General features: G+C 40.2%; 26 protein-coding genes. 8 read left to right on the plus strand and 18 right to left on the minus strand.

All coding sequences use genetic code 11. The features are described from left to right. Window positions 1-104 precede the first annotated feature (104 nt). Window positions 105-1,595, plus strand: a complete 1,491-nt coding sequence (gene lysS / locus D8802_RS05050) for a lysine--tRNA ligase (RefSeq protein ID WP_125395026.1) — start codon at window positions 105-107, stop codon at window positions 1,593-1,595. A gap of 383 nt (window positions 1,596-1,978) precedes the next feature. Here lysS and D8802_RS05060 read toward each other — a convergent pair whose 3' ends face one another. From D8802_RS05060 to D8802_RS05080, 5 genes are all read right to left on the minus strand, one after another. After that, window positions 1,979-2,815, minus strand: coding sequence for an amino acid ABC transporter substrate-binding protein (locus D8802_RS05060; RefSeq protein ID WP_125395027.1), 837 nt, complete (start codon window positions 2,813-2,815; stop codon window positions 1,979-1,981). Window positions 2,816-2,826: 11 nt separating this feature from the next. Continuing rightward, entirely contained in the window at window positions 2,827-3,456 is a 630-nt protein-coding gene (locus D8802_RS05065) for an amino acid ABC transporter ATP-binding protein (RefSeq protein WP_125395028.1), read from the minus strand. Window positions 3,457-3,466: 10 nt separating this feature from the next. Next, on the minus strand, window positions 3,467-4,108 hold the full coding sequence (locus D8802_RS05070; RefSeq protein ID WP_125395029.1) for an amino acid ABC transporter permease: 642 nt from the start codon (window positions 4,106-4,108) through the stop codon (window positions 3,467-3,469). Window positions 4,109-4,257: 149 nt separating this feature from the next. Continuing rightward, a complete protein-coding gene (locus tag D8802_RS05075) occupies window positions 4,258-5,487 on the minus strand; it encodes a tetratricopeptide repeat protein (protein WP_185758200.1) in 1,230 nt (409 codons plus the stop codon). Continuing rightward, on the minus strand, window positions 5,477-6,643 hold the full coding sequence (locus D8802_RS05080) for an AI-2E family transporter (protein WP_125395030.1): 1,167 nt from the start codon (window positions 6,641-6,643) through the stop codon (window positions 5,477-5,479). Before D8802_RS05080 ends, D8802_RS05075 begins: the two co-directional genes overlap by 11 nt. 143 nt (window positions 6,644-6,786) lie before the next feature. Between D8802_RS05080 and D8802_RS05085 the strand changes: the two genes are divergently transcribed. Then, a complete protein-coding gene (locus D8802_RS05085) occupies window positions 6,787-7,800 on the plus strand; it encodes a lactonase family protein (RefSeq protein WP_125395031.1) in 1,014 nt (337 codons plus the stop codon). 36 nt (window positions 7,801-7,836) lie between these two features. On the opposite strand, the gene D8802_RS05090 is transcribed toward D8802_RS05085, so the two are convergent. The 11 genes from D8802_RS05090 to D8802_RS05140 form a co-directional block, all read right to left on the minus strand. Continuing rightward, entirely contained in the window at window positions 7,837-8,256 is a 420-nt protein-coding gene (locus D8802_RS05090; RefSeq protein WP_000068036.1) for a F0F1 ATP synthase subunit epsilon, read from the minus strand. Between the two features lie 10 nt (window positions 8,257-8,266). Continuing rightward, window positions 8,267-9,673: a F0F1 ATP synthase subunit beta gene (gene atpD / locus D8802_RS05095; protein ID WP_125395032.1), complete on the minus strand. Its 1,407-nt coding sequence runs from the start codon at window positions 9,671-9,673 to the stop codon at window positions 8,267-8,269. Between the two features lie 85 nt (window positions 9,674-9,758). Further along, entirely contained in the window at window positions 9,759-10,637 is an 879-nt protein-coding gene (locus D8802_RS05100; RefSeq protein WP_125395033.1) for a F0F1 ATP synthase subunit gamma, read from the minus strand. Window positions 10,638-10,652: 15 nt separating this feature from the next. Then, window positions 10,653-12,158, minus strand: coding sequence for a F0F1 ATP synthase subunit alpha (gene atpA, locus D8802_RS05105; protein WP_125395034.1), 1,506 nt, complete (start codon window positions 12,156-12,158; stop codon window positions 10,653-10,655). 14 nt (window positions 12,159-12,172) lie between these two features. After that, on the minus strand, window positions 12,173-12,709 hold the full coding sequence (locus D8802_RS05110; RefSeq protein ID WP_125395035.1) for a F0F1 ATP synthase subunit delta: 537 nt from the start codon (window positions 12,707-12,709) through the stop codon (window positions 12,173-12,175). Beyond that, window positions 12,709-13,203 carry a F0F1 ATP synthase subunit B gene (gene atpF / locus D8802_RS05115; protein WP_000558544.1) on the minus strand — a complete coding sequence of 165 codons (495 nt, stop codon included), beginning with the start codon at window positions 13,201-13,203 and terminating at the stop codon, window positions 12,709-12,711. Before atpF ends, D8802_RS05110 begins: the two co-directional genes overlap by 1 nt. A 13-nt stretch (window positions 13,204-13,216) precedes the next feature. Then, on the minus strand, window positions 13,217-13,933 hold the full coding sequence (gene atpB, locus D8802_RS05120) for a F0F1 ATP synthase subunit A (RefSeq protein ID WP_000392869.1): 717 nt from the start codon (window positions 13,931-13,933) through the stop codon (window positions 13,217-13,219). A 34-nt stretch (window positions 13,934-13,967) separates the two neighbouring features. Further along, the gene (locus tag D8802_RS05125) at window positions 13,968-14,168 is read right to left on the minus strand and encodes a F0F1 ATP synthase subunit C (protein ID WP_001054556.1); all 201 of its coding nucleotides are present in this window, start codon (window positions 14,166-14,168) and stop codon (window positions 13,968-13,970) included. Window positions 14,169-14,398: 230 nt separating this feature from the next. Further along, a complete protein-coding gene (locus D8802_RS05130; protein WP_125395036.1) occupies window positions 14,399-14,710 on the minus strand; it encodes a CHY zinc finger protein in 312 nt (103 codons plus the stop codon). 14 nt (window positions 14,711-14,724) lie between these two features. Then, the gene (locus tag D8802_RS05135) at window positions 14,725-16,011 is read right to left on the minus strand and encodes a peptidase U32 family protein (protein WP_125395037.1); all 1,287 of its coding nucleotides are present in this window, start codon (window positions 16,009-16,011) and stop codon (window positions 14,725-14,727) included. A 137-nt stretch (window positions 16,012-16,148) separates the two neighbouring features. Continuing rightward, the gene (locus D8802_RS05140; protein WP_125395038.1) at window positions 16,149-16,847 is read right to left on the minus strand and encodes a GntR family transcriptional regulator; all 699 of its coding nucleotides are present in this window, start codon (window positions 16,845-16,847) and stop codon (window positions 16,149-16,151) included. A 140-nt stretch (window positions 16,848-16,987) separates the two neighbouring features. Here D8802_RS05140 and guaA point away from each other — a divergent pair, with 140 nt between their 5' ends. From guaA to D8802_RS05180, 6 genes are all read left to right on the plus strand, one after another. Continuing rightward, on the plus strand, window positions 16,988-18,550 hold the full coding sequence (gene guaA, locus D8802_RS05145; protein ID WP_061598474.1) for a glutamine-hydrolyzing GMP synthase: 1,563 nt from the start codon (window positions 16,988-16,990) through the stop codon (window positions 18,548-18,550). Window positions 18,551-18,824: 274 nt separating this feature from the next. Further along, window positions 18,825-19,598: a class I SAM-dependent methyltransferase gene (locus D8802_RS05150; protein ID WP_125395039.1), complete on the plus strand. Its 774-nt coding sequence runs from the start codon at window positions 18,825-18,827 to the stop codon at window positions 19,596-19,598. A 510-nt stretch (window positions 19,599-20,108) separates the two neighbouring features. Continuing rightward, complete coding sequence (locus D8802_RS05165; RefSeq protein ID WP_125395040.1) at window positions 20,109-20,882, plus strand: ABC transporter ATP-binding protein; 774 nt, start codon at window positions 20,109-20,111, stop codon at window positions 20,880-20,882. Then, a complete protein-coding gene (locus tag D8802_RS05170) occupies window positions 20,872-22,926 on the plus strand; it encodes an FtsX-like permease family protein (protein ID WP_125395041.1) in 2,055 nt (684 codons plus the stop codon). The genes D8802_RS05165 and D8802_RS05170 overlap by 11 nt, the downstream gene beginning before the upstream one ends. A 42-nt stretch (window positions 22,927-22,968) precedes the next feature. Next, complete coding sequence (locus tag D8802_RS05175) at window positions 22,969-23,652, plus strand: response regulator transcription factor (protein WP_125395042.1); 684 nt, start codon at window positions 22,969-22,971, stop codon at window positions 23,650-23,652. Next, window positions 23,642-24,640: a sensor histidine kinase gene (locus tag D8802_RS05180; RefSeq protein ID WP_125395043.1), complete on the plus strand. Its 999-nt coding sequence runs from the start codon at window positions 23,642-23,644 to the stop codon at window positions 24,638-24,640. Before D8802_RS05175 ends, D8802_RS05180 begins: the two co-directional genes overlap by 11 nt. 82 nt (window positions 24,641-24,722) lie before the next feature. Here the strand turns inward: D8802_RS05180 and ffh are convergent, their stop codons facing one another. Beyond that, window positions 24,723-26,294: a signal recognition particle protein gene (gene ffh / locus D8802_RS05185; RefSeq protein ID WP_125395044.1), complete on the minus strand. Its 1,572-nt coding sequence runs from the start codon at window positions 26,292-26,294 to the stop codon at window positions 24,723-24,725. An 11-nt stretch (window positions 26,295-26,305) separates the two neighbouring features. Further along, window positions 26,306-26,638, minus strand: a complete 333-nt coding sequence (locus tag D8802_RS05190) for a putative DNA-binding protein (protein ID WP_000402066.1) — start codon at window positions 26,636-26,638, stop codon at window positions 26,306-26,308. Between the last annotated feature and the right edge of the window lie 79 nt (window positions 26,639-26,717).

The following is a 26,717-nucleotide window of genomic DNA, read 5'->3' on the forward strand; positions in this document are numbered from 1 at the left end:
TTTCAAAGAATATCCGTGAATTTCTCTGCTATTTATGATAAAATGGAAGTATCGCAAAAAAATGACTCATCGTATCAAATTTTGAGTAAAATTAGGAGGAACCCATGTCTACAGAACATATGGAAGAACTAAATGACCAGCAAATCGTTCGCCGTGAAAAAATGGCTGCGCTCCGTGAGCAAGGAATTGATCCCTTCGGAAAACGTTTTGAACGTACTGCTAACTCTCAAGAACTTAAAGACAAATTTGCAGAACTTGATAAAGAACAATTACATGAATTAAATGAAACTGCTACTATCGCTGGACGTTTAGTAACTAAACGTGGTAAAGGGAAAGTTGGCTTTGCCCATCTTCAAGACCGAGAAGGTCAAATCCAAATCTACGTTCGTAAAGATGAAGTCGGTGAAGAAAACTACGAAATCTTCAAAAAGGCTGACCTCGGTGACTTCCTTGGTGTCGAAGGTGAAGTGATGCGTACAGATATGGGAGAGCTCTCTATCAAGGCCACACACATCACGCACTTGTCTAAAGCGCTTCGTCCGCTTCCTGAAAAATTCCACGGTTTGACTGACGTTGAAACAATTTACCGTAAACGTTACCTTGACTTGATCTCTAACCGTGAAAGCTTTGAACGTTTTGTCACTCGTTCAAAAATCATCTCTGAAATCCGTCGTTATTTAGACCAAAAAGGTTTCCTTGAAGTGGAAACACCTGTTCTTCATAATGAAGCTGGTGGTGCTGCTGCTCGTCCATTTATCACTCACCACAATGCCCAAAACATTGACATGGTACTTCGTATCGCGACTGAGCTTCACTTGAAACGCTTGATCGTTGGGGGAATGGAACGTGTCTATGAAATTGGCCGTATCTTCCGTAACGAAGGAATGGACGCCACTCATAACCCTGAGTTCACTTCTATCGAAGTTTATCAAGCTTATGCTGACTTCCAAGATATCATGGACTTGACGGAAGGTATTATCCAACACGCTGCTAAATCAGTCAAAGGTGATGGTCCAGTTAACTACCAAGGAACTGAAATTAAGATTAATGAACCATTTAAACGTGTTCACATGGTGGATGCTATCAAGGAAATTACTGGTGTAGATTTCTGGCAAGAAATGACCTTCGAGGAAGCTAAAGCTATCGCTGCTGAGAAGAAAGTTCCAGTTGAGAAACACTACACTGAAGTTGGTCACATCATCAACGCTTTCTTTGAAGAGTACGTTGAAGAAACCTTGATCCAACCAACCTTTGTCTATGGTCATCCAGTAGCTGTCTCACCGCTCGCTAAGAAAAATCCTGAAGACGAACGCTTTACTGACCGTTTCGAGCTCTTCATTATGACCAAGGAATATGGTAATGCCTTTACCGAGTTGAACGACCCAATCGACCAACTTAGCCGTTTTGAAGCCCAAGCAAAAGCTAAAGAACTTGGGGACGACGAAGCGACTGGCATTGACTACGACTACATCGAAGCCCTTGAATATGGTATGCCACCAACAGGTGGTTTGGGAATCGGTATCGACCGTCTCTGTATGCTCCTCACAGATACAACCACTATCCGTGATGTATTGCTCTTCCCAACAATGAAATAATACTCTTCGAAAATCAAATTCAAACCACGTCAGCGTTGCCTTGCCGTACTCAAGTACAGCCTGCGGCTAGCTTCCTTGTTTGCTCTTTGATTTTCATTGAGTATAAACTCTTATCCTCTGGCCCTTGCCAGAGGTTTTTTTGATGCAAAAAGAGACTCAATTTGAGGAAAAAATTTAGAAAATCTTTCCAGAATATAGTGAAATGAAATAAAATATGAACAAATTGATTGGGAAAGTCAAATCAATTTCTAGCAATGTTTTAGAAGTCACAGTATACTATTCCAGATTTAATCCGCTATATTAAATGGCTATTATGCTCTTTCCCAATTGATAAAAAGACCACGTTTTGCTAATCAAAACGCGGTCTCATCCACTATTTTATTTCACTTTCCTTCTTGTACTTCTTTGGTTGCTACATCTTCTCCAAACCACTTTTGACTAATTTCTTGGAACTTACCATCCTTGTAAAGACTAGAAAAACCTTCATTTATCTTATTAACCAAGGTTGTTTCTTCCTTACGTGCTCCAACTGCAAAAGCTTCTGTTTCTAGTCCAACTGTAAAAACATTATAATCGTTTAAAATGCCTTCTGCTTCTAAATAATAGTTTGCATAGACACGATCAATCAATAGGCCGTCAATTCGATCGTTTTTCAAATCAATCAAGGCTTCATTAAAGGTTTGGTATTGATTCGCTTCATTATTAGCGACAATATCCTTCAAAATCGCTGGCTTTCCTTCAAAGTCCGCATAACCAGATGAACCAGCTTGAGCTCCCAAAATCTTTCCAGTCATATCCTTTGCAGTCGTGATACCTGACGATTTCTTAGTAACCAATACCTGGTCATTCTTCATATATGAGTTACTGAATGCTACCTTTTCACGACGTTCGTCTGTAGCGGAATAGCCATTCCAAATCAGATCAATCGTTCCTTTTGTCAATTCAGCTTCTTTCAAATCCCAATCAATCGGTTGCCAATTTACCGTAATTCCGTATTTTTCAAAAACAGCTGTAGCTAAATCAATATCAAATCCTGCATAGGAACCATCTTTCTGAGCAAATCCCATTGGAACAAAAGTACTATCAAATCCAATGGTAATAGACTTGTTAGACTCGTACTTAGACCAATTATCTCCACTAGTTTCACTAGAATTTTTCCCACAAGCTGCTAAGAACAAAGCAGTTATTAGACTGACTAATACATGCATCAATTTTTTCATCATTTTTCCTCCTATTTAGGCTCTACTTTTAATAATACATCTGCAATATTTTCAGCGAATTGTAAATCGTGGGTAACCACAATTTGCGTCATCCCAAGTTCCCTATTTTGCAAAATCAGTTTTTCCACTTCCAAGCGTAGTTCTGGATCCAAGGCAGAAGTTGGTTCATCGTAACCAATGATTTCTGGGTCAATCATCATGGCACGCGCCAAAGCTACTCGCTGCTTTTGCCCACCTGATAGTGAGAAGGGATAAGCATCTGCGTGCCCTGCTAGTCCTAACTGTTCCAAGAGTCCACGCGCCTTCTTCTCAGCCTCTTCCTGCTTCATTCCCATAGTTTTCACAGGCGATAGGGTCAAATTGTCCAGAACTGATAAATGAGGGAAAAGTTGAAAATCTTGGAAGACAAATCCTAGTAGGTTGCGCTTTTCTAGTTCGTCTAAAGCTAGAGATTCACCGTTATAGTAGATTTCTCCAGAATCGATAGTTTCCAGTCCAGCTAACATACGTAATAAGGTTGTTTTTCCGCCTCCTGATGGACCTACGATTGCCAGGATTTGCTTTTCAGGAATTGATAGGCTGAAATTGGTTAAGATTTGTTTGCCATCAAAGGCCTTGTTGATGTTTCGTAATTCTAACATAGCAATCCTCCTATCTGTAATAACTGTACTTCTTCTCAACTTTTTTGGCAAGGATAGTCACAATACCAATCAAAATCAAGTAAATTGCTCCTGCCAAGAACATAGGAATCAGACTAGCATCACGGTTGGCTGCTGTACGACTAGCCAAAATCAAATCTGAAATACCTAAGGCATAGACCAAAGAAGTATCCTTGACCAAACTCATGACTTCATTAAATACACTAGGAAGAACAATTTTGATCACCTGTGGTAAGATAATATAGCGCACTGTGGCAAAAGGGCTAAACTTCAAGACCTTAGCAGCCTCATATTGACCCTTAGGAATGGTATCAATCCCCCCACGGAAGATTTCAGCAAAGTAAGCTGCATAATTCAAAACAAAGGCAATAATAGCCGCAGGAAGGCGATCCAAACGAATCCCAATATTTGGGAGCACATAATAGATAAAGATCAATTGCAAGAGCAAGGGTGTTCCCCGCATGATCCAGATATAAAGGTTAATCAGATAATGGAGGAGCTTCCAATGGACTTGCAAGGCAAAAGCAATCAAAACGCCCAAGGGAATAGAAAAAATCAAGACCAGTACAAAAACCTGTAAAGTCATGCTTGCACCGCTCAATAAACTCGGTAATATCTCAAACAAATAAGACATACTGCACCTCCTAAAAATAATTGTTCCTATTATAGCATAAATAAACAATTTAGCAAGAGTTATTGTAAAAAAATTCTATTTCTTTTTGAAAATTAAAAAAACCGTATCCATCAAAATGACTAGATACAGTTTTGCTTTATAGGATATTTTTAAAGTGTTTCTAGCAGTTCTTGCATCTGAACATCATCTGGAATCAGTTTTAAATATGCCTCTGCTTGAGTCTTAGCTTCTTCAAAATACCCCAATTCACGCAAGAGATAAGTATATTGCTCCAGAAACTCTGGATTATCCTTGAGGTCAGACGACAGTTCTTGATAGAGCTCATAAGCCTTATCTAAATCCTCGATTTCCTGGTAAGAGCGTGCAATCATCCACTTCGTCAGGAGATTTTCAGGTTCTTGACTTTGGAGAGCGATAATATCCTCAAACCGCTCTTGTTCCATATAAATGGTTGCGAGACGAAGGAGAATCTCTTCCGTATCTTCTGCATCTTCTTTGGCAACAAGGAGAAACTGCTCTGCAGCACTAGCATCATGTAATTCATACGAGAACTGTGAAGCAGCTAGTAAGAGCCGAGTTTCAAATGGATTTTTCTCCAAACCCTGTTTAGCGATACGAAGGGCCTCTTCCACCTGATGTTCCTTGTGCAAGGCTTGGCTATAACCATACTCATATCCTTCAAAATCTGGCGAGATGGTATCAATCTGCTTAAAGTAAAGAACAGATTTTTGATACTCTTCTTGGTCAAAGTAAAGACTAGCCAGTTCAAAGGCAGTTTGGTCATCGTATTCTAGTTCTAAGGCTTTTTCTAAGAATTCAGTTGCAGCTTCAAACTTACCTAACTGGGCATAAGCGTAGCCGATTCGCTGATAGGTTGAGACACCCGTTTGCTCATAGATGGAGCGATTGTCTAATTGAGCATAGCCCTGAATGGCTTCCTGATAATTTCCTAACTCGCTATCCAACTCAGCCAGACCAAAAACTAATAAGGCATCATCTGAGTAGCTTAAGGCTTCCAGTAACTTTTCACGCGCTACATCTGTCAATCCTTCCAACTGATAGAGGTCTGCCTTCAAGGCCAAAGCCGATACATACCAATCACTATCAGGTGTGATTGCCTCAAGGTAAGCAAAAGCTTCCTCAACATTGCCATCCTCGCTAGCAATGCTAGCTAAGTTCAGATTCACTTCTGGAAATTCTGTAACGATATTTTGGTAAATTTCTTTAGCTTGAGGATAAAAGCCAATTCCCTCAAGATAGCTTGCTAGTTCATAGAGAAGCTCACTTGAATCTGTTTCGAGGGCTTTGTGAAAATACTGATCCGCTTTGCTTAAATCCTGTTCATCCAAAGCCTGGAGCATGCGTTGACTATTGTTCACTCTTGATTTCCTCCCCTTCTTCTTCATACAGACCGCTGACTTTTTTATACCAGTTAAAGATAGCTGAGATAACGACCTTGGCAGAGGCATAGACAGGGATTCCCAGCAAGACTCCCCAAATACCAAACATAGAACCTGAAGTTAGGAGAACAAAGAGGACATTAATCGGATGGATGTTTAGCTGACTACCTAAAATAAGAGGCGATACGAAGCGACCTTCAATCGTTTGTTCAACAATAAAGACAATGACGACTTTTAAAAGCATGACTGGTCCTGCAATCAAGCCAAGAACTAAAGCTGGAAGCATGGCAAGGAAACTACCCAGGTAAGGTACCAAATTTAGAATACCTGCCGTTACACCTAGAGTGACAGCGTATCGTAGACCGATAATTTTGAAAAAGATGATAAACATGATGGCTACAATAATAGCAACTGTAACCTGTCCTCTAACGTAGTTTGACAGCTGTTTATTGACATCCGATAGGACTTCACCCGCAGGTTCTTTTAACTTTGTTGGGATAAACTTAGTCAAATAATCTCGCAAACCTTTTCCATCGCGCAAGAGATAGAAGAGCATAAAGGGTACGATAATGACCGCTACAATCACCTGAGAAACACTACTGATAAAGGCGCTGACCCAGTTGACGGCTTGAGAAGAAATTTTGCTGGCCCATATCGTTGCTTCTGTAGAAACATTTGCAAGAACCTGCTCCAACTGAGGTCTAAAATCATCTGGCAAGCGTTTGGTTACAAGGTCACTGATAACCATATCAGCATCCTTAAGATATGTCGGTACATTCTTTGCAAAATTTAAGACTTGGCGTTGCAGATTTGGAATAGCGACTGCCAGACCCCAAATGATAAAAAGTCCAATAATGACAAAAACTATACTGATAGCAAGAACGCGATTGATCTTGTGTTTCTCCATCCAGTCAACAATCGGATTGAGGAGATAGTAAAGTAAACCAGATAAAATAACTGGCAACATGACAACCCCTAAAAAATCCAAAACAGGTAAAAATATAAAACTAATCTTACTTAGAATAAAAATGTTTAGCCCCAATAACAAGGTTACTAAAAATACAGTGATGGCTTTATTATCTAAAAACCACTTAAAAAACCAAGATAGGCTAAAATGTTTCTCTTTATGTTCCATAAATACATCCTTTCTGTCATTCTCTCATTATACCATTTTTAATTTAAAATAACTCTTATTAAAGTGCTTACATAGATTAAACGAACACTTCCTGACTGTCATTTTGTGGTATAATGAACTTATCATTATTAAGAGGTATGGACATGAAAGAAACTGTTTATTTTGGAACTTATACTCGTCGCTTATCTAAAGGGATTTACAAGGCAGATTTTGATACAGAGACAGGCCAGCTTGCAAATCTTGAACTCTTTGCTGCTGAACCAAGTCCGACCTACCTTGCCTTTGACCAACAACAACACTTATACACTGTAGGGAGTCAGGATGGCTTGGGGGGAATCGCTGCTTACAAGACCAATGGTACTTTATTAAATCATGTGGTTGAAGAAGGCGCTCCCCATTGTTATGTGGCAGTGGATGAAAAGCGCAATCTCGTTTACGGGGCCAACTACCACAAAGGTCAAGTTCTGGTTTATCAGCGCCAAGCAGATGGGAGTCTCATCCAAACGGATCTGGATCAGCATAGCGGACACGGTCCTCATGAAAACCAAACTTCTCCACATGTACACTTTACGGATCTAACACCTGATCAGTATCTCGTCACATGTGACCTAGGTACGGACGAGGTGACGACCTACGATGTTAGCCCAGAAGGAAAACTAAGTAAGCTCCTCACTTATCACAGCCAGCCTGGAGCAGGTGCTCGCCACATCGTTTTCCACCACCACTATAAGATTGCCTATCTCATCTGCGAACTAAATAGTACCATTGAAGTCTTGATTTATGATGGGGTTGGTGAATTTGAACGCATGCAAATCATTTCAACCTTACCAGATGGCTATGAGGGATTCAATGCTACTGCAGCCATTCGTCTTTCAAAAGATGGTAAATACCTCTATGCATCCAATCGGGGTCATGATTCCATTGCAGTCTATACAATCCTCGCTGATGGCAGTCTGGAATTATTAGAGATAGTACCAACACATGGACAAAATCCACGTGATTTCGACCTAACTCCTAATCAAGAGTTTCTCATTGCTGTTCACCAAGATTCTGATAACGCAACCGTCTTTAAGCGTAATCCTGAAAGTGGCCGTCTTGCGGAGCTTTCTAACGACTTCCATGTTCCTGAAGCAGTTTGCATCAACTTCCCACATTAAAAAAAAATGAACTTGAGTTTCAAGTTCATTTTTTGATTATAGTTTATTTCCGACATTGATACGGTTAATGGCACGTTGAAGAGCAATCTTAGCGCGTCGTTCTTGGTCGATTAAGTGCTTGTCTTGAGCTTCTTCGATTTCACGTTCAGCGCGAAGTTTCGCACGTTCTGCACGACTGATATCGATATCACGAGCTCGTTCTGCTGAGTCTGCTACGATGGTAATGATGTCATTGGCAATCTCGATAATCCCTCCGTTCACTGCAATCCAGTTCACATGAGTATCATCATCGATTCGTTTTACCTTTACTTCATCAACCGCTAAAACCGCAATCATATTTTCATGTCGTGGCAAGATCCCCATCTCACCATCCAGAGTTCGTACCGATACAAAGCTGGCATGGTGATCATAGACGAGGCCATCTGGTGTCACGATCTGGACAGTTAACTGAGCCATAGATCACCTCTTAAAATCCCATTTTCTCTGCCTTGGCAATGACGTCTTCAATTGAACCAACTCCACGGAAGGCATCTTCTGGCAAGTGGTCATGTTTACCATCAAGGATTTCCTTGAAACCACGAACTGTTTCTGCTACTGGTACATAAGAACCAGGTTGGCCAGTAAATTGCTCCGCAACGTTGAAGTTTTGTGACAAGAAGAACTGGATACGACGAGCACGCGCAACCAAGGTCTTTTCTTCATCAGAAAGCTCATCCATACCAAGGATGGCAATGATATCTTGCAATTCATGGTAACGTTGAAGGACACGTTTGACTTCAGCAGCAACTGCATAGTGCTCTTCTCCGACAATCTCAGGTGCCAAGGCACGAGAGCTTGAAGCCAACGGATCAACGGCTGGATAGATACCCAACTGTACCAACTTACGCTCCAAGTTGGTCGTTGAATCCAAGTGAGCGAAGGCTGTTGCTGGCGCAGGGTCAGTATAGTCATCCGCTGGCACATAGATAGCCTGGATAGAGGTTACAGAACCCTTCTTAGTTGATGTGATACGTTCTTGCAATTGACCCATTTCCGTAGCAAGTGTTGGTTGGTAACCAACGGCTGAAGGCATACGACCCAAAAGGGCAGATACTTCTGAACCAGCTTGAGTGAAACGGAAGATATTATCGATAAAGAGAAGCACATCTTGGCCTTCTACATCACGGAAGTATTCGGCGATTGTCAAACCAGTAAGGGCAACACGCATACGTGCTCCTGGTGGCTCATTCATCTGACCAAATACCATGGCTGTTTTCTCGATAACGCCTGATTCTTTCATTTCCCAGTAAAGGTCGTTCCCCTCACGAGTACGTTCCCCAACACCAGTAAATACGGAAATTCCACCGTGTTCTTGGGCAATGTTGTGAATCAATTCTTGTATTAAGACGGTTTTACCAACTCCGGCACCACCGAAGAGTCCGACTTTCCCACCTTTTAGGTAAGGGGCAAGAAGGTCGATAACCTTGATCCCTGTTTCCAAGATTTCAGATGAGGTAGACAATTCATCAAAAGTTGGAGCTTTTTTATGAATTGGCTGACGCTCAGCGTCTTCAGCGAAAGGAGCATCCAAGTCAATGGTATCTCCCAAAACGTTGAAGACACGTCCCAAAGTTTCTTTACCTACTGGAACTGAGATTGGACGACCTGTGTCCAAAACTTCCATTCCACGAGTCAAACCATCTGTTGATTCCATGGCGATAGTACGGACCATACCATCACCCAACTCCAAGGCTACCTCAAGGACGATTTTTGTTTTTCTTTCGTCATTTTTGTAGACGACAAGTGCATTGTTAATCTCAGGAAGTGGTTCCCCAGCTGCAAACAAGACGTCTACAACGGGTCCGATAACCTGAGCAATTTTACCTGAACTCATCTCCTTCTCCTATTCTATATAAGATACTGTCGGTTCCTAGCTCAACTAGGTCCTAAGTTCATTTTGATACGAGGGAGGCAAAGCCTTATTCTAAGGCACTAGCCCCCGCTACAATTTCTGTAATTTCTTGTGTAATCGCCGCCTGTCTGGCACGGTTATACTGGATTGTCAAATCATTAATGACCTTCTTAGCATTATCAGTCGCTGTTTGCATAGCTGTCATACCAGCGGCATTTTCAGCTGTCTTGGCATCGATAATAGCCCCGTAAATCATACTTTCAGCATACTGAGGCAACAATTGCTCCAAAATTTCTTCTCGGCTTGTTTCCAACTCAAAGGTCAAGCTATACTCTTCATCTGCTTCGTTTGGATCCAAGTCAACAATCGGAAGCATTTGTTCTACACGCATTTGGCTGGTAAGCGTATTAACGTGGTGATTATAGCAGACATAAAGTTCATCAAAGAGTTCATTTTGGTACATTTCAATCGTCTTTGAAATAATTTTACGAACTTCATCAAAACTAGGTTGATCTGCCAAGCCCCGCAGTTCATAGATTGGCTGAATACCACGAGCCTTAAAGAAATCAGCCCCCATACCACCAATACAGATAACTTCAAAGTCATCACCATTTGGATGGTATTCTTCTGTCAACTCCATAACAGCTTTAAGGATGGAAGCATTATATCCCCCAACCAAGCCACGATCTGAAGTGATGACAATATAGCCTGTCTTTTTGACTGGACGACTAATCAACATAGGATTGGTTGAACCACCAGCTCCATTTCCATGAAGGATATCTGTCAATAGTTTACGAACCTTTTGAGCGTAAATTTGAAAGTTACGAGCTGCTTCTTCAGAGCGGCCTAACTTAGCCGCTGACACCATTTGCATAGCATTAGTGATTTGACTAGTATTTTTGGTTGAGGCGATTTTTGTTTTAATATCATTTAGAGATACTGCCATCTGACACCTCTATTCTTATTGGAAGCTGGATTGATTGAGAAACTCTGTAATCGCAGCATCCAAGACTGATTCTTCTGGCAAGTCTTTTGTTTCACGAATGGTTTCCAAAATCTCTGGATGTTGTGCATCAAAGAAATCATGGAACTCTTCCTCAAAACGAACAATGTCATTCACTGGAACTGTATCCAAGAATCCATGTGTCAAAGCATACAGGATGGTAACTTGTTTCTCAACAGGCAAAGGCTTGTGAACTGGTTGTTTCAATACTTCTACCGTACGACGTCCGCGGTTCAACTTAGCCTGTGTTGCTACATCCAAATCAGAACCGAACTTAGTGAAGGCCTCTAGTTCACGGTAAGAAGCAAGGTCGATACGAAGCGTACCAGCTACTTTCTTCATGGCTTTGATTTGAGCGGAACCACCTACACGAGATACAGATGAACCCGCATCAATAGCTGGACGAATCCCTGCATTAAAGAGACTATCTCCAAGGAAAATTTGTCCATCTGTAATTGAAATTACGTTGGTTGCGATATAGGCAGAGATATCTCCTGCTTGCGTTTCGATAAATGGTAGAGCTGTGATTGAACCACCACCAAGTTCGTCAGAGACTTTAGCTGAGCGCTCAAGCAAACGGCTGTGGAGGTAGAAAACATCCCCTGGGAAGGCTTCACGACCTGGTGGACGACGAAGCAAGAGAGAAAGTTCACGATAAGCTACCGCTTGTTTTGAAAGATCATCATAAACGATCAAAACATGCTTGCCTTGGTACATAAACTCTTCTGCCATAGCAACTCCAGCATAAGGAGCTAGGAAGAGCAATGGAGATGGTTGTGAAGCAGAGGCTGTCACAACGATTGTGTAGTCCAAGGCACCGTACTGACGAAGTGTTTCTACTTGTGTACGAACGGTTGATTCTTTTTGTCCAATTGCAACATAGATACAGATCATATCTTGCCCTTTTTGGTTCAAGATAGTATCAATTGCAATAGTTGTTTTCCCTGTCTGACGGTCACCGATAATCAACTCACGTTGACCACGACCAATCGGTACAAGGGCGTCAATAGCTTTCAAACCAGTTTGCAATGGTTCTGATACAGACTTACGTTGCATAACGCCAGGAGCTGGCGCTTCTACTGGACGAGTTTTGTCAGTATGGATTTCTCCAAGACCATCAACTGGACGACCAAGTGAGTCGACAACACGTCCAATCAGGCTGTCCCCCACAGGGACTTCCATGATTTTACCTGTACGGCGAATGGTATCACCTTCACGAATATCTGTAAAGTCTCCAAGGATGATAATCCCAACGTCTGTAGACTCCAAGTTTTGCGCCATCCCATAAGAGCCGTTTTCAAAAATCAACAGCTCTCCACTCATGGCATTTTCAAGACCGTGAGCACGCGCAATTCCGTCCCCGATATAGGTTACAACACCTGTTTCAGACACATCAAAATTGGGTTTGAAATTTTCAATTTGTTGCTTAATTAAAGCGCTGATTTCTTGTGCGTTAATTGCCAAAAGAACACCACTTTCTATTTCAAATTTTCTTTAACAACTCGAAGTTGTTGTTTGATACTCACATCAATTGTCTTGTGATTAGCAAAAATGACAAAACCACCAATGAGTCCTTCATCAATTTGTTCTTTAATACTCCGTACTTTCAGAGACATTTTTTTCTCTATCAACGGAATTAAACGTTCCTTCTGCTCGTCCGTTAAAGGATGAGCTGAAGAAATCGTAACTACAAAATGATTGGTTTCTCTTTCAAGACGATTCAAACAATCGACAATAATATCATAAAAAAGATTTGCTCGGTGATTGTAAACCAGAACTTGAATAAAGTTTTGCATTAAAGGTGAGACAGAGTCTTGAAAGAAACCAACTGTTCTTTCCTTATCAGACTCATCAACTGCCACCTGAGCTAAAAAAGAAGGCAAGTCTGTTTCTTCTGCAACCTGCTTGATTTGAGACAAGTCTGCAAAGATTTGGTCTTCTTCTCCTTTTTCGATCACTAATTGGACAAAAGGCATGCTGTATTTTTCAATTACCTTTGCTGTTTTCTTGTCCATTAGGCTTCTCCTAGCTGATCGATATACTGATCAATGAGTTCCTTATGAGCATGACTGTCAAGGTTTTTTGAGATGATTTTACCAGCTAGACTAACTGTCAAATCTGCCACCTCTCCCTTAACACTTTGCAAAGCTTCAGCTTTATTTTGAGCGATTTCTTGATTCGCCTTCTCTTTTAAGCGACCTGCTTCTACTTTAGCATCTGCCAGAATATCTGCTTTACTCTTCTCGGCAGTCTCTTTAGCATTTTCAATGATTGTTTTGGCTTCGTTGCGACTTCCAGCCAATTCATCTTCACGTTTTTGAGCAAGAGTTTCTGCTTTTTGACGAGCTTGTTCAGCTCCATCAATATCAGCAGCAATTTTATTTGCCCTTTCTTCGAAGACACTTGTCAAGTTTGACCACGCATATTTCTTAACTAAGACAATCAAAAGGATAAAAGAGCCAGCGATTAAAATAAAGTTACCAATTAATTCACCTACTGTTACGTGCATCTGTTACTCCTTTCTACTCTTCTCCATCATTTATCTTATTTCCTAAGTACATAGAAGACAACATGGTAAACACATAGGCTTGGATGCAGGAAATAAAGACAGAAAAGGCTGTCCAAGCCAAGTTAGCACCAAAAGCAACTGGATACCAATATAGAGCTTGATGAGATAGAGTGATTAGCAAACTAGCCATCACTTCTCCAGCAAAGATATTTCCGAACACCCGCAAGGCAAGTGATAAAAAGTTGGTAAACTCTTCTAAGATATTCATGGGAGTCATAAAGCCAGGTGTGATATAGGCTTTTAGATATTTTTTAATCCCACGGCGACGAATCCCTTCAATATGGGTCATCAGGATAATTCCAAATGACAAGGCCAAGTCAAACTGGAGATTTGCAGTTGGCGATGTCCAAAGGTTTGTCCCATCTGTAGTTTGAAGTTTCGCCATCAAACCGAGGTTATTTGCCAGTACCATAAATAGAAATAGACAAAGGAAAAAGAGCGAGTAGTCTTTCATGTAGCTTTTACCAATGTTAGGTTCTGTAAATCCAATAACGAAGTCATAGAAATACTCAAGTACATTTTGCTTTCCTTTGGGTTTCAAAGTCATATTGCGACTTGCCCAATAGATAAAGCCAAAAACAACTCCCACAATCAACAAGGTCATGGCTAACATGGTTAAATCAAAGGTAACAGGACCAATATTGATGGTTGGATTGATACTTTCTTCCATCTAGAATCCTCCCTTTTCTTCTCGTTCAATTTGTCTATTTGATGACGAATGAAAAGACGAGGGTAACCAAGAACGTTCCTTCAATAAAGGCAATCCCCATGATCATTAAGCTACGTAATTGTGGGATGATGTCTGGTTGGCGAGCTGCTGATTTGAACAAACCATTCATCAACATACCTTCTGCAAGAGATACACCCATACAGGCAAGACAAAGACCGAAAAATGTTAAATTCATGATGAATTCTCCTTTTATTTAAAATTTACTTACTTAGTTTAGTCCTAAAATTTTGATTTGTCAACTTTTTACTTACGTTGAAAGCGTTTCATATGATTTATTTCTATTTTTGCTGTTTTTACCCCATTCTATAGAAAGTTTTTCCATTTTAAATTGCGAGTTTTTCTTGATTTTACTATATTTTCTGAAACAAACTGAAAAATCCAAGTTTNAAACTTGGATTTTTCAGTTTATTTAAAATAGTAGGAATAGTGTTGTTTACAACCTGGATTAAATGGAGCGCTACAATAAGGACAAGCTACCTGTGTTTGGTATTCTTGAAAAGTCATTGTCCTCTTACAAGCCCCACATAAAATCGGTTGATCCTCGGTAAGCGCCAAGGGATAGGACGAAAACATATGCATCTCCATTGCATTATGACACTGATAGCATGCGTAGTATTTCTTGCATTCATAGCACTGGAGGGAAACGATATCTTTTTCACTATGATAGTGAACACACCTACTCTCATCATCAACTAACAAACCTTGCGCTTGAATCATTCACTTTTCCTTATCTAGGCACGAACGGTGACACTTGTCCCGTCTTCCTTATAGAGGTTAATGAGACCTTCCTTGAGAGCGCGGACCATGTCACCTGCTTGCACAGGTTGTGGAACCTTGATTGTCAAGAGTTCCATTGGATTTGGAGCGCGGTCGATTTTATTTCCTTTAGAATCATGAAGATCTTCGATATAGGTTTCAAAATGACGGAAACCTGGGCCATAAAACTCAACTTGGTCACCTTCGTTGATTACATTCCGTTGACGGATGGTTGCCGTTTGGGTCGCATCATCATAAGAAACGACTTCAGCGACAAACTTGTACTCAGGGATTTTACGACGCGCACCAAATAACTGCTCATTCTCAGACGGCGTACCATAGTAGAAACCTGTTGCCAATTCACGTTGGGCAACCTTCCACATCTCATCCACCAAGTCTTGCTTGATAGCTTCAAACTTCTCAGGACTTTCAAGGTATGCATCCACAGCCGCCTTGTAACAGTTAGTCACCGTTGAAACGTAGTGAATAGATTTCATACGTCCTTCAATCTTGAGACTGTCTACACCGTTTTCTATCATATCTGGAATATGGTCAATCATAGACATGTCAACGGCTGACATTGAAAATTCTTCTGGAATTTCACCTTTAAGACTCTTACGTTCTTGACCAAACGGCATGTCGTAGAGGTCGTATTTCCAACGACAAGACTGAGAACAACCACCACGGTTGGCATCACGCATACTCATGTGGTTTGATAGCGTACAGCGACCTGAGTAGGAAATACACATGGCTCCATGGACAAAGGCTTCGATTTCAACGTCTGTACGTTTGCGAATCTCTGCCAATTCTGCCATTGAAACTTCACGGGCCAAAACCACACGAGTTAGGCCAAGTTCTTTCCAAAATTCTAGAGTTTCATAGTTAGTCGCACTGGCTTGAGTGGAAAGGTGAATTTCAAGACCTGGTGCTTCTGTTGCTGCAATCATGATTAAGGCCGGATCTGACACGATAACTGCCGCAATCCCGATGTCACGTAACTTACGGAACCATTCTCCAGCACCGGCTTCATTTCCTTCGTGCATCACCATGTTAGCAGCCACATAGACCTTGGCACCGTACTTAGCAGCAAACTGGACGCCTTCTTCCATCTGTTCAAAGGTGAAGTTTCCTGCTCGGCTACGAAGACCATAGGCCTGTCCACCGATGAAGACTGCGTCCGCACCATATTGGACAGCTACTTTCAGCTTTTCTAAAGTCCCTGCAGGTGAAAGAACCTCAGGACGTTTTAATGTTTTTGTCATTTTTTCTCCTATTTGCAATATAAAAGTTTGACGTTTTTCCTTCTCATTTTATAGTAAATAATAGATAAAATCAAGCCTAGAAAGATTGTTTTGACAATTCTAATCTTTTGAGAAAAGAAAAAACTAGTCCTCTGAGACTAGTTATTTTCAAGATAAAATTCAAAGCGTTCGCCCACGTATTGACTTTTTACATATTCAAAAGCCGTCCCATCTTCAAGATAAGAGACCTGAGTCAAGGCTAAAATGGCATGCCCTTTTTCAACTTCCAGATAGTGAGCTATCTTTTCCTTAGCCAATCTCGCATAAATAGTCTGTTGGGATTTGCCAATTCGGTAACCATGTTCTTGTAAGGTTTGAAAGAAATGGCTGGTTACTTCTTCTTTCTTAAAACTTTTAATAAATTTCTCAGGAATGGATGCGACTTCATAGACTAGCGGAACTTGGTCAGCGTAACGCACCCGTTCCATGCGGATAATATTCTCTGTTGGAGTAATCCCTAGCTTAGCGACCTCTTGCTCATTTGGAATGGTTCTTCTGTAAGAAATGAGCTGGCTAGAAGGGACTTTACCTTGAGATTTGACAATCTCCGTAAAACTGGTTGTACCCCGCATTTTTTCTTGGACACGAGTGCTAGAGACAAAAGTCCCACTTCCTACACGACGCTCCAAAACTCCTTCCTCAACTAAGAGAGAGATAGCTTGGCGTAATGTCATCCGGCTAACTTGAAACTGTTCCGCTAAATCTCGCTCACTTGGAAGTCTCTCTCCGATTTTCCAATGATGCTCATCTATATCCTTCTTGATCTGATCGTGGATTTTCATATAAGCTGGTAACATGATTCTCACTTCTTTTCTTTATTTTCTCCATTGTACCGTATTTGCTAATAAAAAGTCAAACTTTGCCTTGTTTAGTTGGTAATTCGCCCCTATTTGTGATAGAATATTGAAAAAGATATTTCTTTTGAGAAAGGAAAAAGATGAGCAACATTTCAACTGATTTGCAAGATGTCGAAAAAATCATCGTGCTGGACTATGGTAGCCAATACAACCAGCTGATTTCACGCCGTATTCGTGAAATCGGTGTTTTTTCAGAGCTAAAAAGTCACAAAATCTCAGCTGCAGAGGTTCGTGCGATTAACCCTGTAGGGATCATCCTCTCTGGTGGACCAAACTCTGTATACGAAGATGGTTCATTTGATATTGACCCAGAAATTTTTGAACTTGGTATTCCAATTTTAGGAATCTGCTACGGTATGCAACTTTTAACTCATAAACTTGGAGGAAAAGTTGTCCCTGCAGGTGATGCTGGTAACCGTGAGTATGGTCAATCACCACTTACTCATACCACTTCTGCCCTCTTTGAAGGGACTCCTGAAGAACAGATTGTTTTGATGAGCCATGGCGATGCTGTTACAGAGATTCCAGCTGATTTTGTTCGTACTGGAACTTCTGCTGACTGTCCTTACGCAGCCATTGAAAACCCTGATAAGCACATCTATGGTATCCAATTCCACCCAGAAGTTCGCCATTCTGTATATGGGAATGATATCCTGCGCAACTTTGCCCTTAACATCTGTAAAGCTAAGGGTGATTGGTCAATGGACAACTTTATCGATATGCAGATCAAGAAAATCCGTGAAACTGTAGGTGACAAGCGTGTTCTTCTCGGCCTATCAGGTGGTGTTGACTCTTCTGTTGTTGGAGTTCTTCTTCAAAAAGCCATCGGCGATCAATTGATCTGTATCTTTGTAGATCACGGTCTTCTCCGTAAAGGTGAAGCTGACCAAGTTATGGATATGCTTGGTGGTAAGTTTGGTTTGAACATTGTCAAAGCAGATGCTGCCAAACGTTTCTTGGATAAATTGGCAGGTGTTTCTGACCCTGAACAAAAACGTAAGATTATCGGGAACGAGTTTGTGTATGTCTTTGATGATGAAGCAAGCAAACTGAAAGATGTGAAATTCCTCGCACAAGGAACTCTTTATACAGACGTTATCGAGTCTGGTACAGATACTGCTCAAACCATCAAATCACACCACAACGTGGGTGGTCTTCCAGAAGACATGCAGTTTGAATTGATTGAACCATTGAACACCCTCTACAAGGACGAAGTTCGTGCCCTTGGTACAGAGCTTGGTATGCCAGACCACATCGTATGGCGCCAACCATTCCCAGGACCAGGACTTGCTATCCGTGTCATGGGTGAAATCACTGAAGAAAAACTAGAAACTGTTCGTGAGTCTGATGCTATCCTTCGTGAAGAAATCGCTAAAGCTGGTCTTGACCGCGATATCTGGCAATACTTCACAGTTAATACAGGTGTTCGTTCAGTCGGTGTTATGGGTGACGGTCGTACGTATGACTACACGATCGCAATCCGTGCTATCACTTCTATCGATGGTATGACAGCTGACTTTGCTAAAATTCCTTGGGAAGTCCTTCAAAAAATCTCAGTACGTATCGTAAACGAAGTAGACCACGTTAACCGTATCGTCTACGACATTACAAGTAAACCACCTGCAACCGTTGAGTGGGAATAGAGTTAATAAGTTTAAAAGGCCTTAGAAATATTGATTTCTAAAGCTTTTTATTTTGCATTAACAACAAATACTAAAATTCTTCCTCTAAACTATACTCATCTTTTATACGTTGAAGAATATGTGGTAAACTGAGTCATAGTAATAAATCTCTTTCTAGTAATGTGTTACAACTCTACTATAACGAATTTATTCCTTTTTGTATTTATACAACTTATTTTACGCTACCTTTATTTTTGTGATATAATGTCAAATTATAAAGTGGAGGTAATTTAAAATGATTAATAGAGTAATTGAACAATATGCAAAACAAGATAATCTTGACATTAGAGTAAAACTACATAAGAANTATTCAAAAAATAAATTGGGCTTTAATAATTGGATTTTTTCTAACTACCAAATTACTGATGAAATTAACGTTCTAGAATTGGGATGCGGCACAGGAGAACTGTGGAAAAGTAATCTTGATTCTATAGACAAGATGAAGCAATTGGTAATTACGGATTTTTCTAGTGACATGGTAGAAACTACTAGGGCAGTGATTGGAAATAGAGACAATGTCAATTATGAAATAATGGATATCCAAAATGTTTCTTTTGAGAAAGAAACGTTTGATATTGTTATTGCCAATATGCTTCTACATCATGTAAATGACATTCCTAAAGCTCTCTCTGAAGTAAATAGAGTTTTAAAAAACGGGGGCATTTTTTATTGTGCTACATTTGGTGAAAATGGAGTTGTAGATTATTTGGCAAGCTTATTTAAAGATGAGGTTGTTCAAGATTTAGAAAATAAAACTTTTACTTTACAAAATGGAAAGACTTATTTAAATAGGCATTTTGACACTGTGGAAAAATTAATTTATGATGACAAGCTACAGGTAACAAGTATAGACGATCTAGTTCAATATATTCAATCCTTGAAAGGAATTTCAGAAATAGGTTCACTAGAAGAGGGAATTATTCGTAAAAGATTGAAAAGGGAGTTTAATAATGGTGTGTTAGTCATTCCTAAAGAATATGGCATGTTTATAGCTCGAAAAGAAAATTAAGGGAACTAAATTGTGAAACATTACAGAGAGCTTTTCGATATTTTAGAAAATTAATCGAATATTCTTTAAGCATGCTAGAGCTTATTCTATATCAAAATATCAACTTTTTAGATTTGAAAGGGAGAAAATGAAATTTCTATTTCAACATTTTTTGAATTATTAGGAATCAAAAGTTTAATCAGATCTACCTCATTAGTCAGACAAAACTTTAGATCGAATCTTTTTAATATACTGATTGCCATTAAATTTACTCTTTCTGATATTATTATCACTCACCACTACTTTTCCAGCCATTCTGGTTACTTCTTCTCTCATAGCATTTGCTTTTAAATTGGAGTATCTTCCGAGACTCCCTTTTTAAATCCCTAAATCCATGCTATAATATAATAAGTATAACTAAAATAACCTGACTATAAAAGTCAGCGATAAAGATTTCTTACATCATCCGTAAGTGTTATTCTACTCTGATTCATATTATAATGAAAGTAACAAAAGATGGAGGTGTTTCACATGGAAACAATTTTACGAGTAGAATCATTAACAAAGCATTATGGAAAAGAGCCGAATATCACCAAGGCCTTGAACGGCATATCTTTTCAAGTTGTCAAAGGTGAGTTCTTAGGGATTATGGGGAGTAGTGGATCTGGGAAAACAACCCTTCTTAACTGTCTCGCTACTATCATCAAACCAACTGACGGCTCCATTCAAATGCAAGAAAAGGATTTAGGTCAGTTAAAAGGTAGTCAATTAGCTGATTATCGTGGTAAGGAAATCGGCTACCTCTTTCAAAATTTTGAGCTTTTGGACAATTTGACAGCCAAAGAAAATATTTTACTTCCCTTGTCTTTGCACAAGGTAGATGCCAACGAAAGCAAGGTTCGGTTAGAATTGCTTTCCCAATATCTGGATATTTCTGAACTTCTGGATAAGTTCCCGTCTCAATTATCAGGTGGTCAACGGCAAAGGGTAGCTGCTGCGCGTGCCTTGATTTTAGACCCTAAGATTGTATTTGCGGATGAGCCCACAGGAGCTTTGGATTCAAAAAATGCAACCATTTTGATGCAAAAATTATCCGAAATGAATCAAGTGGAAGAAACCACCATTCTCATGGTGACCCACGATTCCGTCGCAGCCAGCTTTTGCAACCGCATCTTGTTCATCCAAGACGGAAAACTATTCCATGAAATCCGACGCGATTATCCAAGAGAAAGTCAGGAAGATTTTTACCACAGAATACTAAAGGTCATGGCTGCACTGGCTGGAGGTGATGGCAATGTTTTCTAAATTAGTTTCAAGAAATAGCAAGAGAGATCGAAAGAATAATGGCTTGTACTTCAGTTCCATGGTTCTTTCTATTATTTCCTTTTACATCATCCTTTCTTTGTCCCATCAAGATGTGATGGTATTTCTAAAACAAATAGAGAGTCATGCTGTAGATAAACTCTTTAGCATGATTCCCATTCTTTATGTTGCAACGCTCTTTATTCTCTTTTTTCTAGTCTACTTCGCAAGCAGTATGCAGATGGAAAGAAGAAAGCATGAATTCGGTGTCTATCTCACACTGGGAATGCGAAGAAGCAAACTGTTCTTGCTACTCCTGCTCGAGGATTTGAGAAACAGTGTCCTTGCCCTTGGAATAGGCCTTCCTATTTCTATCTTGATTTCAGAATTGATTAGCCTAATAACTGCTAAAATTGTGGGACTAGGGATTATTGAGCATCAATTTTCTCTATCTACCACAGCTCTACTCTATACAGTCATCGGCTTCCTAGCCGTAAAATTAGCTGTTTTTGTCCTTTTAAGTGCAAAGACGGCCAATAAGGAAATCGGAAATCTGCTTGCCTATTCACCCTCTGGAATGAAGAAACTACTCCCAAAGGGTGTGTACCTTCTTGCTTCCGTCCTCGGAATTTTGCTTCTAGGAACAGCCTATTACATGGGTATGAGTGGACGAGCTTGGGAGAGTGTCATCACCATGGGCATCACTGTTCTCTTGGGTACTCTGGGAACTATCCTCCTCTTCTTTGGTATGCGTTTGTTTATAGACTTTTTGGTCAAGCTTGGAAACAATCGAAAACTTCATGCCTATAATTTTAGACAGATTCAGGAATTAGTTATCCAGCGCTCAACTATACTGGCTATCTGCTCCCTCTTAATCTTTTCTGCCTTGTGCCTCTTTGGAGCAGGTGTGGCCATTGCAAGTGGCAATTCAGGCAATCAAACCCACGTATTGGATTATACATTTAGAGATAGTAAGCAGGAAACAGATGAAAATCTTGATGTAAATACAGTAAAAAAAGAGCTTGAAGCTGCTGGACTAGCATCACAGTTTTCAAAGATTCTGCAAATCAAGGTAGGTACCCCTAAAGAACACAAGTCCGTGTCCTTCGAAGAGGTCATCAAGGAGTTGAAAAAGCAAAAAGACAGCAAGAACAAGGAAATTTTGCTCCATAAATTTAAACAGTCTACTACTTCCCACCTCATACCAGTTTCCGAATACAATGAACTTAGAAAGGCTGCCAATCTCCCTCCTCTAGAACTAACTAGCAAGGAAGCCTACTTGTATATGGGGAAAGATTTTCTCCCGGATGAAAGTCTCGTCAACTCTGTTCTGAAGACGAAGCCTCAAATCAAAGTCATGGGAAATGATGTAAAATTGATTGGAGAGGTACAGTCTTTACCAATCGTAACGGATCGTGAGATCACCCTCTCTGTTGCCCTCATAGTCCCAGATGAGACCTTTATGAGCTATACAGACGGTCACTATTCGAACTATGTCAGCGGTATCTTGGCTCCTGAGCTAGTCAAGGAAAAAGGCTTGATGAGAGCTATCTCAGATACGAATGAAAAGCTAAATCAAACTTCTCTTGGCTATGAAAGCTATATACAAAATATGGGAAGACAATTATTTTATATTATCTCTGCCAGCTATATCACTATCTATCTGGCTATCATCTTCCTTGTTGTGGCAAATACAATCATTGGCGTTCAATTTTTGATGGGTCAGAGACAATCCTACAGACGATACCAAACCTTAATCCATCTCGGAGCCAGCTATGAAACTCTTTGTAAATCGTCAGAAAAGCAAATCAATTGGTATTTCGGTCTGCCAATAGCCCTTGCACTTATCAGTAGTAGCTTCGGAGTGAGCTCCCTCCTCACAGGAATAGTACCCGCTAGCGCAAGAATGGTCATGGGGCAGAAATTTATCACAGCCATGCTGATAGTACTGCTCTTAGCTGGATTTGAAATCATCTATATCAGAATTGTAAAGAAAAATAGCAACAAATACTTGTTGTCCTTAATGGAACCCAAAAGAGATGAATAAGGTAGAATAAGGTAGAATAAATTAGGAAAAGGAGGAACCAATATGAAGCATATTCTGGTTATTGAAGATGAAGCCTTGATTCGAGATGAAATTGTCATCTTGTTAGAGAAAGCGGGTTATCAAGTTGATAAGTTGACTGACTTCAAAGATACAAGCCAGCAAGTGCTGCAATACGATACGGATCTAATCATACTGGATTTGAATTTGCCAGGAGAAACAGGTTTCCAAATTTGTAAGAATCTCAAGTCCAAACGCTCTGTGCCCATATTGGTTCTCACCTCCCGTGAACAACTAAAAGATGAGATTTACGCCCTAAAATTAGGGGCTGACGAGTACTTAACAAAACCTTTCAAGAAAGAAAGATTCTTGGCTCGTATAGAAAACATCTTGAAACGCTATGAAGGTAGACAAAATTTGCTTGAAAAAGATAATTTCCTGCTGGATAGACAGACCTATACCCTTTATATCAACGGACATTCGATTTTACTCCCTCAAAATCAAGGGAAATTGTTAGAAACCTTATTAGTGGCAACTGATTCTGTCGTCACAAAAGAAGAACTAAGCATGAAACTGTGGAATACAACTGAGTTCATCGATGAGAATGCCCTTCAAGTAAATATTGCAAGGCTGAAAAAGGCGATGAAACAGGCTGGCATTGCCCTTCAAGTCAAGTCCGTCAGAGGTATTGGTTACAAGCTAGAAGAGGTAAGTCCAGATGAAATATAATCTAAAATATCTAGCTACTTATCTGCCTTGGTTACTTGTTCTCTTAGCATTTGATCTATTTACAGCTGTCCTGCTTTGGCTTTCAGATGTGAGAATGTTTCAAGCCCTCATTCTTCTCTATATTTTAGCCACCGTCCTGCTCTTTTTCATCCTATCATTCCTACTGATAAGAAAAGAAAGAAAAAAATCCGCTGCCTATAAAGCCTTCATAGCCAATCCCAAGATGGATACTGAGCTTGAATTATTGCATTTATCAAGTGCCTCAGAGAAAGAAAGCATTGAACAAATGGCAGATACACTTTATCAAAAGCAGTCTGAAATAGGAAAACTCAACTCATTACTAGCCGAATACGAGGACTATGTTGAAAAATGGGCGCATGAGATTAAACTCCCTCTATCGCTTCTTTCCCTCCTTTTGGACAACCAAAGTGACCAGTTACCTGAAGATACAGCGTTTAAGTTGGACTATGTGAAGAATCAAATCCAAGGAAATGTATCACAAATCCTATTCTATTACAGGGTGAAAAGTGAGAAAAATGATTTTCTATTTGAAGATCTTGATCTAGAAGAATGTATCCAAGATCTATTGGAAAATTTTGATCCCTTACTCAAAGAAAAGAATTTTACGATTCAGCTAGAAAATATACAAGGAACCTGCTACACCGATCAACGCAGTTTTGAATTTATCCTCTCTCAAATCCTCGCCAACGCCCTTAAATATAGCTCTGATAAGCCCGAACTCAGTATTTCTATATCAAAGGATAAGGGGCGCACAAGTCTGATTTTTAGGGATAATGGTTGCGGAGTTAAAGCTTGCGACCTCCCTCATATCTTTGAAAAAGGCTTTACAGGAGACTCGGGAGACACAAGGAAAAGATCAACAGGCATGGGTCTTTATCTGGTCAAACAATTAGCAGATGCTTTAAAAATCGAAATTACAGTAAAATCCGAATGGATGCAAGGATTTGAAATCACTCTTTCTATTTAGTAATTTTTCGATTAAGAAAATTGCCTAATCATAGAAAGCACATATTTTATATCAAAAAGGAAAGCACTTCAGCTTTCCTTTTTTATTTGCGTTTTTTCTTAGCTTTTTTCATTTTGTTAGCCATGCGTTTCATAGACTGTTTCATCGCAAATTCACCGATTTTACCTTTGAGTCCGCCACCAAACATCTGGCTCATATCTGGCATTCCAGCTCCTCCGAGAGCTGACATATCTGGCATACCACCTTGTCCCATCATTCCTTCAAGGGCAGACATATCCATTCCTCCCATATTTGGCATATTTTTAGGGAGGTTATTTGGATTAATGCCCATCTGCTTCATCATCTTGTTCATATCTCCAGACATGACACCTTGCATGAGCTGTTTGGCCTGGTTAAAGTCTTTGATGAATTTATTCACTTCGATAAAAGTATTTCCAGATCCAGCAGCAATACGACGACGACGACTTGGATTTAACAAATCAGGATTTTCACGTTCTTCAGGTGTCATCGAAGACACGATGGCACGTTTACGAGCAATCTGACGCTCATCTACCTTCATGTTTTGAAGGGCTGGATTGTTAGCCATACCTGGAATCATCTTGAGCAAGTCTTCCATCGGCCCCATATTTTGCACCTGATCCAATTGATCGATGAAATCATTGAAATCAAAGGTGTTTTCACGCATCTTCTCAGCCATTTCAAGGGCTTTTTGCTCATCGTATTCCTGAGAAGCTTTCTCAATCAAAGTGAGCATATCCCCCATACCAAGTATACGGCTAGACATACGGTCTGGGTGGAAGGTTTCAATATCCGTGATCTTTTCACCCGTACCAGTGAACTTGATAGGTTTACCAGTGATATGGCGAACGGACAAAGCAGCACCGCCACGAGTATCCCCATCAATCTTGGTAAGGATGACCCCAGTCACTTCCAACTGAGCATTAAACTCACGGGCAACATTGGCCGCTTCTTGACCAATCATAGCATCAACGACGAGCAGAATTTCGTTTGGTTGAGCCAATGCTTTCACGTCACGAAGCTCATTCATGAGGAGCTCATCAATTTGCAAACGACCTGCCGTATCAATCAAGACATAGTCGTTGTGATTGGCCTGCGCTTGCTCCAAACCTTGGCGAACAATCTGAACAGCTGGCACTTCTGTTCCAAGTGCAAAGACAGGAACATCAATTTGTTGTCCAAGTGTTTTCAACTGATCGATGGCTGCTGGACGATAGATATCCGCCGCAATCATCAAAGGACGAGCATTTTCTTCCTTCTTGAGTTTGTTGGCTAGCTTACCAGCAAAAGTCGTTTTACCAGCCCCCTGCAAACCGACCATCATAATGATTGTCGGAATCTTAGGTGACTTGATAATTTCTGCCGTATCAGAACCTAAAACAGCTGTCAGTTCCTCATCAACGATTTTAATAATCTGTTGCGCAGGATTGAGGGTATCAATGACCTCGTGTCCTACTGCACGTTCACGAACCTTCTTGATAAAGTCCTTTACAACAGGCAAAGCGACGTCAGCTTCAAGCAAAGCTAGACGGATCTCTTTGGTTGCTTCTTGAACATCAGCCTCAGAAATTTTTCCTTTTTTACGTAGATTTTTAAAGACGTTCTGCAAACGTTCTGTTAAACTTTCAAATGCCATTTTTCTTCCTCTTATTCTCTATTATCAATGCTTGTTAAAATTTCTATCTGCTCCTGTAAAAAGTCATCCTTGGGATAGCGCTCCAAAATCTGATCAAAAATCTGACTACGAACGATGTAGTCCGAGTACATGTGCAATTTCATCTCATAATCTTCTAGAATCTTTTCTGTCCGCTTTATATTGTCATAAACGGCTTGACGGCTGACACCGAACTCTTCAGCAATCTCAGCAAGACTGTAATCATCAGCATAGTAGAGTTCAATATAGTTCATTTGCTTGTCTGTCAAAAGCGCAGCATAAAATTCAAAAAGTGCATTCATGCGATTGGTTTTTTCGATTTCCATAAGTTTTATTATATCAAAAAATCTATCATATCGCTATAGTAGAGGACTTCAAAAACAGATTGAATAAAAAAAAGAACCT

The sequence above is a fragment of the Streptococcus oralis genome (assembly GCF_003943395.1).
In the GTDB taxonomy this organism is placed as follows: Bacteria; Bacillota; Bacilli; order Lactobacillales; family Streptococcaceae; genus Streptococcus; species Streptococcus oralis_BF.

Bases quoted from the DNA above. Each gene is read 5' to 3' on its own strand.
- atpB (WP_000392869.1), bottom strand. From the start codon at position 13,933: ATGGAAGAAAGTATCAATCCAACCATCAATATTGGTCCTGTTACCTTT.
- D8802_RS05130 (WP_125395036.1), bottom strand. From the start codon at position 14,710: ATGATTCAAGCGCAAGGTTTGTTAGTTGATGATGAGAGTAGGTGTGTT.
- D8802_RS05060 (WP_125395027.1), bottom strand. From the start codon at position 2,815: ATGAAAAAATTGATGCATGTATTAGTCAGTCTAATAACTGCTTTGTTC.
- D8802_RS05135 (WP_125395037.1), bottom strand. From the start codon at position 16,011: ATGACAAAAACATTAAAACGTCCTGAGGTTCTTTCACCTGCAGGGACT.
- D8802_RS05180 (WP_125395043.1), top strand. From the start codon at position 23,642: ATGAAATATAATCTAAAATATCTAGCTACTTATCTGCCTTGGTTACTT.
- D8802_RS05100 (WP_125395033.1), bottom strand. From the start codon at position 10,637: ATGGCAGTATCTCTAAATGATATTAAAACAAAAATCGCCTCAACCAAA.
- D8802_RS05175 (WP_125395042.1), top strand. From the start codon at position 22,969: ATGAAGCATATTCTGGTTATTGAAGATGAAGCCTTGATTCGAGATGAA.
- D8802_RS05065 (WP_125395028.1), bottom strand. From the start codon at position 3,456: ATGTTAGAATTACGAAACATCAACAAGGCCTTTGATGGCAAACAAATC.
- D8802_RS05165 (WP_125395040.1), top strand. From the start codon at position 20,109: ATGGAAACAATTTTACGAGTAGAATCATTAACAAAGCATTATGGAAAA.
- D8802_RS05190 (WP_000402066.1), bottom strand. From the start codon at position 26,638: ATGGAAATCGAAAAAACCAATCGCATGAATGCACTTTTTGAATTTTAT.
- atpD (WP_125395032.1), bottom strand. From the start codon at position 9,673: ATGAGTTCAGGTAAAATTGCTCAGGTTATCGGACCCGTTGTAGACGTC.
- lysS (WP_125395026.1), top strand. From the start codon at position 105: ATGTCTACAGAACATATGGAAGAACTAAATGACCAGCAAATCGTTCGC.
- D8802_RS05125 (WP_001054556.1), bottom strand. From the start codon at position 14,168: ATGAATTTAACATTTTTCGGTCTTTGTCTTGCCTGTATGGGTGTATCT.
- ffh (WP_125395044.1), bottom strand. From the start codon at position 26,294: ATGGCATTTGAAAGTTTAACAGAACGTTTGCAGAACGTCTTTAAAAAT.
- D8802_RS05080 (WP_125395030.1), bottom strand. From the start codon at position 6,643: ATGGAACATAAAGAGAAACATTTTAGCCTATCTTGGTTTTTTAAGTGG.
- D8802_RS05070 (WP_125395029.1), bottom strand. From the start codon at position 4,108: ATGTCTTATTTGTTTGAGATATTACCGAGTTTATTGAGCGGTGCAAGC.
- D8802_RS05090 (WP_000068036.1), bottom strand. From the start codon at position 8,256: ATGGCTCAGTTAACTGTCCAGATCGTGACACCAGATGGCCTCGTCTAT.
- D8802_RS05140 (WP_125395038.1), bottom strand. From the start codon at position 16,847: ATGTTACCAGCTTATATGAAAATCCACGATCAGATCAAGAAGGATATA.
- guaA (WP_061598474.1), top strand. From the start codon at position 16,988: ATGAGCAACATTTCAACTGATTTGCAAGATGTCGAAAAAATCATCGTG.
- atpF (WP_000558544.1), bottom strand. From the start codon at position 13,203: ATGCACGTAACAGTAGGTGAATTAATTGGTAACTTTATTTTAATCGCT.
- D8802_RS05110 (WP_125395035.1), bottom strand. From the start codon at position 12,709: ATGGACAAGAAAACAGCAAAGGTAATTGAAAAATACAGCATGCCTTTT.
- D8802_RS05085 (WP_125395031.1), top strand. From the start codon at position 6,787: ATGAAAGAAACTGTTTATTTTGGAACTTATACTCGTCGCTTATCTAAA.
- D8802_RS05170 (WP_125395041.1), top strand. From the start codon at position 20,872: ATGTTTTCTAAATTAGTTTCAAGAAATAGCAAGAGAGATCGAAAGAAT.